The organism is Sphingobacterium sp. SGR-19, from assembly GCF_011043555.1.
Taxonomy (GTDB): Bacteria; Bacteroidota; Bacteroidia; order Sphingobacteriales; family Sphingobacteriaceae; genus Sphingobacterium.
Window position 1 is genome coordinate 401,281 of the sequence record NZ_JAAKGS010000003.1, and the last position, 9,106, is coordinate 410,386.

The 9,106-nt window shown below is 43.2% G+C and carries 9 protein-coding genes; 3 read left to right on the top strand and 6 right to left on the bottom strand.

Annotated features, from left to right (window positions below; all coding sequences use genetic code 11):
* Nucleotides 1–2 precede the first annotated feature (2 nt).
* The 4 genes from G5B43_RS09325 to G5B43_RS09340 are packed head-to-tail and all read right to left on the bottom strand — an operon-like array spanning nt 3 to nt 5,388.
* Nucleotides 3–1,559 (bottom strand): ADP-ribosylglycohydrolase family protein, encoded by a 1,557-nt coding sequence (locus G5B43_RS09325; protein WP_165294458.1) that lies wholly within the window; start codon nt 1,557–1,559, stop codon nt 3–5.
* A 34-nt stretch (nt 1,560–1,593) separates the two neighbouring features.
* The gene (locus G5B43_RS09330) at nt 1,594–2,790 is read right to left on the bottom strand and encodes an AGE family epimerase/isomerase (protein WP_165294459.1); all 1,197 of its coding nucleotides are present in this window, start codon (nt 2,788–2,790) and stop codon (nt 1,594–1,596) included.
* A 46-nt stretch (nt 2,791–2,836) separates the two neighbouring features.
* Nucleotides 2,837–4,237 carry a sugar porter family MFS transporter gene (locus G5B43_RS09335; RefSeq protein WP_165294460.1) on the bottom strand — a complete coding sequence of 467 codons (1,401 nt, stop codon included), beginning with the start codon at nt 4,235–4,237 and terminating at the stop codon, nt 2,837–2,839.
* Between the two features lie 32 nt (nt 4,238–4,269).
* The gene (locus G5B43_RS09340; RefSeq protein ID WP_206367300.1) at nt 4,270–5,388 is read right to left on the bottom strand and encodes a DUF4434 domain-containing protein; all 1,119 of its coding nucleotides are present in this window, start codon (nt 5,386–5,388) and stop codon (nt 4,270–4,272) included.
* A gap of 221 nt (nt 5,389–5,609) precedes the next feature.
* Between G5B43_RS09340 and G5B43_RS09345 the strand changes: the two genes are divergently transcribed.
* The 3 genes from G5B43_RS09345 to G5B43_RS09355 all read left to right on the top strand — a co-directional run bounded on the left by G5B43_RS09345 (nt 5,610) and on the right by G5B43_RS09355 (nt 8,499).
* Nucleotides 5,610–6,830 carry an ROK family protein gene (locus tag G5B43_RS09345; protein WP_165294461.1) on the top strand — a complete coding sequence of 407 codons (1,221 nt, stop codon included), beginning with the start codon at nt 5,610–5,612 and terminating at the stop codon, nt 6,828–6,830.
* A 646-nt stretch (nt 6,831–7,476) separates the two neighbouring features.
* The gene (locus tag G5B43_RS09350) at nt 7,477–8,064 is read left to right on the top strand and encodes an ORF6N domain-containing protein (protein WP_165294462.1); all 588 of its coding nucleotides are present in this window, start codon (nt 7,477–7,479) and stop codon (nt 8,062–8,064) included.
* Between the two features lie 27 nt (nt 8,065–8,091).
* Entirely contained in the window at nt 8,092–8,499 is a 408-nt protein-coding gene (locus G5B43_RS09355; protein WP_165294463.1) for a GNAT family N-acetyltransferase, read from the top strand.
* Between the two features lie 9 nt (nt 8,500–8,508).
* Here G5B43_RS09355 and G5B43_RS09360 read toward each other — a convergent pair whose 3' ends face one another.
* On the bottom strand, nt 8,509–8,712 hold the full coding sequence (locus G5B43_RS09360; RefSeq protein ID WP_165294464.1) for a hypothetical protein: 204 nt from the start codon (nt 8,710–8,712) through the stop codon (nt 8,509–8,511).
* On the bottom strand, nt 8,687–9,106 hold a 420-nt coding region (locus G5B43_RS09365; RefSeq protein ID WP_165294465.1), incomplete at its 5' end, for a zeta toxin family protein. The genes G5B43_RS09360 and G5B43_RS09365, both read right to left, overlap by 26 nt.

Below are 9,106 nucleotides of genomic sequence, written 5' to 3' on the forward strand. Positions count from 1 at the left end.
ACCTATTGTTTTAAATCCGAGGGCGTAGAACGATAAATCAGATAGTCGGCAATATAAAGTCCATATCCTTGATCCGGCGACAACAACTTCACTTCAACACGATGTTTCGCATCAGCGAGCTTATAACACCAGAAAAGCTCCGGACGCCGATCTATTGGATCGGTATACAGGTTTGCCGTCTCTACGAGTTGGCCATCAACATACAGACCTGCCTGCACTAGCCTATCGTTAGCGCTTTGATCTTTTTTCAACAGGTACCCACTTAGCACCATCCCATTGCCTTCGAAGTCGAACGTGTATGTAGCCGCTGTCTCTTTGGCTATTTTTACACGCTCCGCTGGAAAATGTCCTGCAAAGTTCTCTTCAAGAGCTGCAACAGCTGCCACCTGTATCGGGATATGTACATCGCGGACATCTACTCTGCCACCGTGTTTTTCAATATTAGCGCTTGCGAGCTCAAAATTTAGCCTATAAATGTCCTCGAGCGCGTAAGCGCTATGACTAAAGACTTTGTCTTCTGCCCGCTTCAAGGGGTTCAGATATTTCGGCGTTATCGCATCATATCCGATCATCGTGCCGAGTACGCCGCAAGCCGTGGCGGGATTACAATCCGAGTCCTGTCCCGCACGAGTCGCGACATCCATAGTCCTGAAAAAATCACCTTCACCATAGAGCAACGCCATCACCACATATGCGGCATTTACTTTAGCATCTATATTTATTGGATGGAATACGAAATTTGGACAGCCTACATCCTCGGCCCAATTCTGTTGGATGTGCCACCAGCACTGCTTCCAGTCTGCCGGATATTTTCTGTGCCATTCGATCACATCCGAAATGCAGCGGTATAATTTGCTTTTAGGGGGGATAGCCGATAATGCTTGCTTTACTACAATGTGTATATCTTTCCGGTAGAAAGCCTGTGCATACATATTTGCGACAAATACACCGCCATAATAACCATCGCCCGAGGCGATCATAGTCCCCGTTTTTTCGCAGATTGCAGACGCTGCCTGCGGCATTGCCGGACTGATTAACCCAGCGAAATCAGCCTCGATCTGAAAATCGATATCGTCGGCATGCGGATTATTTAACCAATGTCCAGCTTCGATAGGCTTCACACCGTTTCTTAAATTGTATCGTGCCATCTGGTTAGCGTGCCACAGTTCATATTCTGTTCGGGCAAATGCAGCGGCAAACGAATCGATAGGCGCGTCCAACCCTATCCGGTCAAACACCTCCATGAATGTCAGATCCACATAGATATCATCATACAGGCCAGGAAATGCCTTCATCGCCTGATTGATATAATCGTCGTTCCACGGAATCGATTCATAATCCTGTATAAACGTACCCTGATAAACGAATTCCGTTGGCCAGCCGTAGGTTACACCGATCGTCTGCCCAGCCCAGCCGCCCTTAATCTTATCCAGCAAAACGGATTTCGGCATGGATATCCATTCTCTCGATTTTTCCTTTCGCTGTGATACAGCCAAGAGCGGCAATAGTAGCATCCAGGCGATATGGTATATGGAGTAGATGTATCTCGAAGTTTTCATATTGATCATTTAGGTATATACGAATAATCTTTGCCTAAGCTCGCTGTACAGCCGGTTCCTTACAGGCAATATCCTCTAAGGTTTTCCAACATTGGTACAAACCTCTAGGCACATGAAAACATCCCTTCCATTTACCTCCTTTTAATTGCAGCAGCACCTCGCCCCTGCGGTTTAAGTAACCGAACCACTCCGGATATTCCTGATCTTTAAAATGTGTCCAAGTATACTCGTGTACCTTTTCAAACCATGTTAGACAGGCTTCCGATCCGGTGAGCTGATAGCCTTTCAAGAGTGAAATTAAGGTCTCTATGTGCACCCACCAAAGTTTCTGATCCCACTCCAGTTGTTGTGTCGGGTGCCCCAATCGATCCATAAAGTAAAATATACCACCATGCATTTGATCCCATCCGTATTCTAACGTGTTCAGCGTTATCTGTACGGCTCTCTGAATAAGGTCGTCGCGGTTTAGGCGAACCCCCAGATCCATAATAAACCACATCGCTTCTATGCCATGCCCCGGATTAATTAGCCTTCCATCAAAGGTATCAGACAGCGTACCATCCATCTTCACGTTTTCCACAATAATGCCGCCACCTATTTCCGGTCTGTAAAACACGTTGAGGACCTCATGTATACATTCGTTTATCAGGTTATTAAGCATATCCGCCGGCAGCAGATGCTCAATTTCCAGAGCGAGGTTACAGAGTATCATCGGCAACGAGAACCCTTTCAGTGCACGCTTTCCGTCAGCTGCTTTACTCCACTTTCCTTTTGGGTTATCGACTTTAGAAAGTATCACTTCAAATGTCTTTTTGGCGACGGCCGCATACTTTTCGCTTCCCGTCGCTAAGCTCAGCTGACCAAAAGCAATCGTGGCAAACGTATACGAAAATATGTTGTAGGGTTCAACCAGCGGATTACCGTCGCGGTCAAGGGAAAAATACCAGTTGAAATCACCATCGTGACCGTGATCCAGCAGGAAAGCTGCGCCATGCTCCGCCGCCTCCAACCATGCTTGGTTCTTTTCAACTTTATTGTACATTGAGGCAAACATATAGACCTCACGCGCTTGCAGCCATATAAATTTATCCGTATCAAACACGTTGCCCATCCTATCCAGACAGGTAAAATACCCGCCACATTCTTTATCCAACGAATGGTCCAACCAAAAAGGCATTACATTTTCTAACAGTTCCTTCTTATACTGTTCACTAAGCTTCCTAAAATCCATTTATCTTATTATATTATTCTTACTTACAATTTTGTCACCTATAGTTCTAATGAATCCAGTGTCGTTCTATATCTTCCAGCGATCTACCTGTCGTTTCGGGCACTAGTTTCCAAACGATCAGCATATAGGGTATGCACATCGCTGCAAAAAGCAAAAAGGTTCCTCCCGGAGAAAGATTCTCGAGCATCCACGGCGTTAGCTGACCGATAAGGTACGTTCCTACCCACAACGAAAAGCCAGCAATAGACATCGCTAAGCCGCGGATAGAATTCGGGTACATCTCCGAAAGGAGTACCCAAATAACTGCAGATATGGAGATTGCACAACAGAATACATACGCCAGAAAGCAGACGAGCATAAATATATTCGGTAGGCCGATCGAGTCACCCCAAACGAAGTAAACGCTGATGAGTAAAAGAAAAACAATCATTCCCGATACGCCTAAATATACCAGCTTCTTACGTCCTACTTTATCAATAATGAACACAGCCAATACGGTCGTGAGCACATTAACCAGTCCGACAATCACCTGATAGAACAGCGAATCACCCCCTGACAGGCCACTGCTTTCAAAGATCGTCGGCCCGTAGTATAGCACTGCGTTAACGCCCATAAACTGTCCCAATATGGCTATGGCAGCACCAATCCATACAGCTTTGCGTACGCCAGAATTTCCCAACAACTTCCAATTTACTTTTTGGTTGGAAGAACTTGTCAGGCCAATTTTTGCAACTTCCGCTTCTGCGGCCGTCGCTGATCGGTAAATCCGTGACAGTACAGACTTCGCACGCACCAACCTTCCTTTCAATATAAGCCAGCGCGGGCTTTCCGGGATAAACAGGAGCACAACGAGGAAGAAAACAGAAGGCAGAGACGCAACCCCTAACATGCCACGCCATACCTCATCGTAAAAAGCCAATCGAAGGCTGGTATTCTCTAGATATTGTGCATCGCCTAGCGCATAATTTAGTAAGACGTAGTTGACCAAATAAGCCCCCAAAAAACCAACAGTGACAGCAAGCTGGTACAACGACACCAAACGTCCCCTATATTGAGGCGCCGAGAGTTCGGAAATATACATGGGAGAAACAATCGAAACAATCCCTGTCCCTACGCCTCCGATAATCCGGGCGTAGACGAGTTGATCGAAATCGGTAGAAAGCGCACAATATACCGCAGAGACGGTAAAGAGTAAAGCAGATAGCAGCAGGGTCATCCTCCGTCCAAAGCGATCGCCCAAATACCCCCCGCAAGACACGCCTAAAATCGAGCCTACCAGCGCACAACCGACATACCAGCCTTGCGATACTGTATCCAGGCCAAACTGAACAGTTATCTGGGCAATTGTGCCCGATATTACAGCGGTATCATATCCGAATAGAAACCCTCCTATTGCGGCTACAACAGCCAGGAAACTAATGTATTTTAAATTAACAGATTCGTTCATCTTATGCTACTTTTAGGTTTTATAAAGTTCAATTACTGGTTAATTTTGAAGTACTGTTGGTATCGATTGTACAGGTGGCCGGCTTGCGCATAAGCCGACTGCGGACTCATGAAGTGGGAAAACTCAAAGGTTATCGCTTTTTCGTATCCGGCGCGCTTGGCAGCTTCTAGCTTCAGTCGCAATTTATCAAACTTGATGGGTAAAAATTTGATCGGCATATCGCGATCAAAAGTTTCCGCATTGGTCCAGCATGCAATACCATATCGATCCGCCAACTTTTTATTTACGCTGAAAAAAGCGTCCAGTTCGTAATAATCGATGTGCCCGTCCTGAAAGGCACAGGCATCGACAACATCCTTGATCCCATCGAATATTTCTGCCCAATCGTCCTCGTGTTCCTGTACCGAAACCGCGTCAGCACGCGAAATACTAGACGATGAAGCCATGACTGCTTTTTTTCCGTCAATCCAAGGAGAAATAAAGGTCGGCAGGCCATTTGAAACGTCTTTGCAAGCTTTTCCCAATTGCTCAAACGTGGCAATCGCCCCCTTGGTTTTACGGCTGATCTCGCCACTGATATACCATCCACCAAAACTTTTATAGCGGCTACCATAATTCTTCCATACCTCCTCGATCACATATTTGTTATGTTCCAACTCATGGCTAAGATCACCCGTATCCCAATAGCTACCCGAATCATATAGGCCAAAGTAAAATATCATGCCGTACTTCTCCGAAAGCCTTAAGTACATATCCAACAAATCGACACCAGGCTGATAACACCCCTTGCCCATGAGGTAAGCAGAAGGATACGTTATAAAGCGACGATAACCAGCTCGGATCAGGATAACCGTATTGATACCAAGCGCTTTCATATATCTAAAATCAAGATCCCATTCAGACTCGCCCCAGTTCTGATGCGGTATATCGTGCGAAATCTCATCGATAAACGTAGCTGTAATAGGTAGAGCGAGAGCCGAATCAGTCAACAATCGGTCCCGTAGTGACGGATCCAGCGACAATCGGTTTTCAGCCGACTGTCTGTCAGCATCGCAACTTTGCAACAGCCCGACCGAAGCCCCCGCAATGCCTGACGTAATCCCTAATTGCAAAAAGTTCCGTCGACTGTATTTATCAATTCCATGTTTCATTTTAGATTTATTTTTTTTAATACGTTAATACGGGCCGGTCAGTCACCCGACTAACACTTCGCTAAATTAAAAATAATTTTATTAATACATCGCGTATTTATTAATTTATTTTAATAATAACACTACAACAACAATAATATATTAATATAAAGACGTTATTTAATAATATAACAAGGTATTTTTATCTTTTTTTTATTACTTTTGTTATGAAGTATAGACCCATGACATTTTTTGAACAGTTAGAAAACGAACAAACATCAGGCGTTGCCTATAAAAATAATTCCATTAAGAAGAGTCTGATCGCTATTCTTTCGACCGAAGGACAGCGCACGATCAGTGCGCTCAGCAAGGAGTTAAAGTTGAGCGTCCCGAAAATTACAAATGTAATCAGTGAATTAATCGAAGACGGATTAGTGAGTGATTACGGTAAATCAACGACGGTGAGCGGAAGGAAGCCTAATGTTTATGGATTGGTACCAACTTCAGGGTTTTTCCTTGGGGTCGATGTCAAACACAACCATGTTAATATCGGTCTCATCGACCTCAATAAAACCATAGTTTCAATTGCGGAAAACACTCCTTACGAGCTTGCGAACAGCAAAGAGTCGTTAGACAATCTATGCCGACTCATTAATAGTTTTATTAAGAAAACAGGCGTTCCTAAAGAAAAAATACTAGCAATGGGACTTAATTTGGGTGGTCGTGTCAATTATAAAACGGGTTACAGCTACAGTTTCTTTCACTTCAGCGAGACACCACTGAGTAAGTATCTTGACGACGCGCTGAAGATTAAGACATTTATCGAGAATGATTCCCGAGCTATGGCTTATGGAGAGTTTATGGGAGGGGTCGTTACGGATGAAAAAAACGTGCTATTCCTCAATCTTGATTATGGTATAGGCATGGGTATCTTGATTAATGGGCAGATTTATTATGGAAAATCAGGATTCGCAGGTGAGTTTGGACATATCCCTATTTTTGATAACGAGATATTATGTCAGTGCGGCAAAAAGGGATGTCTTGAAACAGAAGCCTCCGGACGAGCACTTATTGAACTTTTCACGCAACGCTTGAAAGAAGGATATGTAAGCAATATTACGCATACAGTAGATGTCGAACAGATCAAGTTGACACACATTATCAGCGCAGTTCAAAAGGATGATAACCTTGCCATTGAGCTCCTGGCTGAGATTGGAGAAAAAATAGGAAGAGCTATTGCTTTACTCATCAACTTATATAATCCGGAGCTCATCGTATTAGGCGGACCTTTAGCCCTTACGGGCGACTATATCCTGCTTCCTGTCAAAAGCGCAATTAACAAGTATTCCCTTAATTTAGTAAGTACAGATACAAAAATTAAACTTTCCAAACTTCAGGAAAAATCTGGTGTCGTCGGAGCATGTTTCCTCGTCCGTGATCGATTATTGGAAATCAATAATTAGAATTATTTTTGGTATCATAGCTTCTTCATCTTTTTGGCCATCGAACAGTACTATACAGTTCCGTCATTTTATCTGTATGCACATCCTGATAAATTGCACTTGAACTTATGCCTTTGAGATCTTAAAATCCAGGGAAAAATTATACCACTGCTCGGAAAAATATTTTTAGGAAACCCGCACGATTACAAGATGCTTTGGATCTATACGGAAAAATATGGCAACAGCAATTTGGTAAAGCGAATATTTGAACGGAATAACTTAAGGGTCACCGAGGAGAAATATTTTTTTGGCTGCGCGACAGGCATTAGCGGCCGGAAGTGATTCCTTACCATTATGTACTTGTACATGTAAATGCATGCACGCCATTGGGCGCTACAGCAAGAGGCATGTTCACACATTGAAGCTAAATAACGTTCAACACATGGATTTACTCGTTATGTCAACGAACAAGTCCACAATGTAACGTGACAAAGCCGCAATGTAAAGTGACAAAGCCGCCAACTACAGTGAGTGGTTGGTTATGTCACTGTACATAGCCGCTAAGTACCTCGAGGTTGGGGCTATCTATATGTACAAAATGAAAGATTCTATTGCTTTACAAGTTACCTTTATTGGGACAATGAATTATGAACGATACCATTAAGTTATGCGTAAAACCAAAACAGAACTAAAAGCAATAGCTATAGCTGACGATGTCCTCGCCAACAAAATATATGAGTTTAGGGGACAGAAGGTAATGTTGGACAGTGATCTGGCGGAGTTGTATGGGGTAGAGACTAAGCGCCTAAATGAGCAAGTACGAAGAAATGCATCCCGTTTCCCTGATGATTTTATGTTCAACCTGTCTAATGACGAAATTATAATCTTGAAGTCGCAAATTGCGACTTCAAGTTGGGGCGGCCGTAGAAAAGCACCTAATGTCTTTACAGAGCATGGAGTACTTATGCTATCAAGTGTTCTCCATAGCGAACAAGCTATTCAGGTGAACATACAGATAATGCGAATATTCGCTAAGATCCGTCAATATTTTTCGGACAACACTGAGATAAAGATCGAAATAGCCGAAATAAAGTATACTGTAGAGAATATAGCAAAAAAACAAAAAGGCCACGACCAAAATATCGAGTTGCTTTTTGAATACATCGATCGCTTACAGGAAAATGCACCCCATACCTCTTCTAAAGGAGTAACGGTGGTAAAGGGGTTTGATGTTGGGAGCAAGAAAAACAATTAGCGCAATTACCGAAAACATCAATTTCAAATGGAAATAGTTTTAAACGATACAAGAAATATAACCAGAGATCAAATTTTGCCATTATACGAAGCCAATGCGTGGAGTGCAGTCCAGAAACCTGATCTACTGCTGAAAGGGCTAATAAATTCTCATTCGCTGATTACCACTTGGGATAGGGACGTCTTAGTAGGACTTGGTAATGCAATTTCCGATGGACATCTCGTAGTATACTATCCGCATTTACTCGTCCTCCCCTCCTATCAGGGCAAAGGTATTGGACACATGATTATGGATAAGATGCAAGAAATATACAAAGATTTCCATATGCAAATGTTAACTGCGGACGGTAAAGCCATCGATTTTTATAAAAAGGTAGGTTTCGAAAGAGCTGGACAAACCGAGCCAATGTGGATTTACTCGGGCGGAGATCATTAGAATGGCCCCTTATCTTGCCTTTGGCATATTTGCAAGAAGGTCTTTTGCCGGAACTTCTTTCACCTCTCCTTCTATCTTTACCACCAAACTTTCACCTTTTAGCGCACTTTCTTCGGCTAGCTTACGCAAAGCTTTTTGCACACCTAGTCGGACACGCTCGGCAAAGGGAAGGGTAGAAATGTTGTCTTTATCCGTTACCATAATAATCTGCATATATTCTTGACCAAATTTCGTCATTTACAACGACTTCTCCAAACTCATCTTTTTGAGCAATAATTTCCGGTGTCAGATCCATGTTGTCGAGTACCAACCATCGGTCACATATAGGAAGATAAATATTCAATAAATTTGATAGACCTCGATGGTACCGACGAACAACAACCTCATCAGGAATATGGTGACCTCCCATGGAAACCCTCTTTTTAACTCGCTGAATAGCTAAATCCGGAGACTCCAACCAAAAATATAATAACGTAACAGTGTAACCAAAAGTTTGTGCTTTTTGAACCAATGACTGATAACTTCTGGTGGAGAGAGTGGTTTCAAAAGCAAAATCTGCCCCCTCCTTCATTAGTTCGCTTATCCTTTCGAGCATGATACGACCTGC

Coding starts and splice junctions, on each gene's coding strand:
- G5B43_RS09325 (WP_165294458.1), bottom strand. CDS start 1,559: ATGAAAACTTCGAGATACATCTACTCCATATACCATATCGCCTGGATG.
- G5B43_RS09330 (WP_165294459.1), bottom strand. CDS start 2,790: ATGGATTTTAGGAAGCTTAGTGAACAGTATAAGAAGGAACTGTTAGAA.
- G5B43_RS09335 (WP_165294460.1), bottom strand. CDS start 4,237: ATGAACGAATCTGTTAATTTAAAATACATTAGTTTCCTGGCTGTTGTA.
- G5B43_RS09340 (WP_206367300.1), bottom strand. CDS start 5,388: ATGAAACATGGAATTGATAAATACAGTCGACGGAACTTTTTGCAATTA.
- G5B43_RS09345 (WP_165294461.1), top strand. CDS start 5,610: ATGACATTTTTTGAACAGTTAGAAAACGAACAAACATCAGGCGTTGCC.
- G5B43_RS09350 (WP_165294462.1), top strand. CDS start 7,477: ATGCGTAAAACCAAAACAGAACTAAAAGCAATAGCTATAGCTGACGAT.
- G5B43_RS09355 (WP_165294463.1), top strand. CDS start 8,092: ATGGAAATAGTTTTAAACGATACAAGAAATATAACCAGAGATCAAATT.
- G5B43_RS09360 (WP_165294464.1), bottom strand. CDS start 8,712: ATGCAGATTATTATGGTAACGGATAAAGACAACATTTCTACCCTTCCC.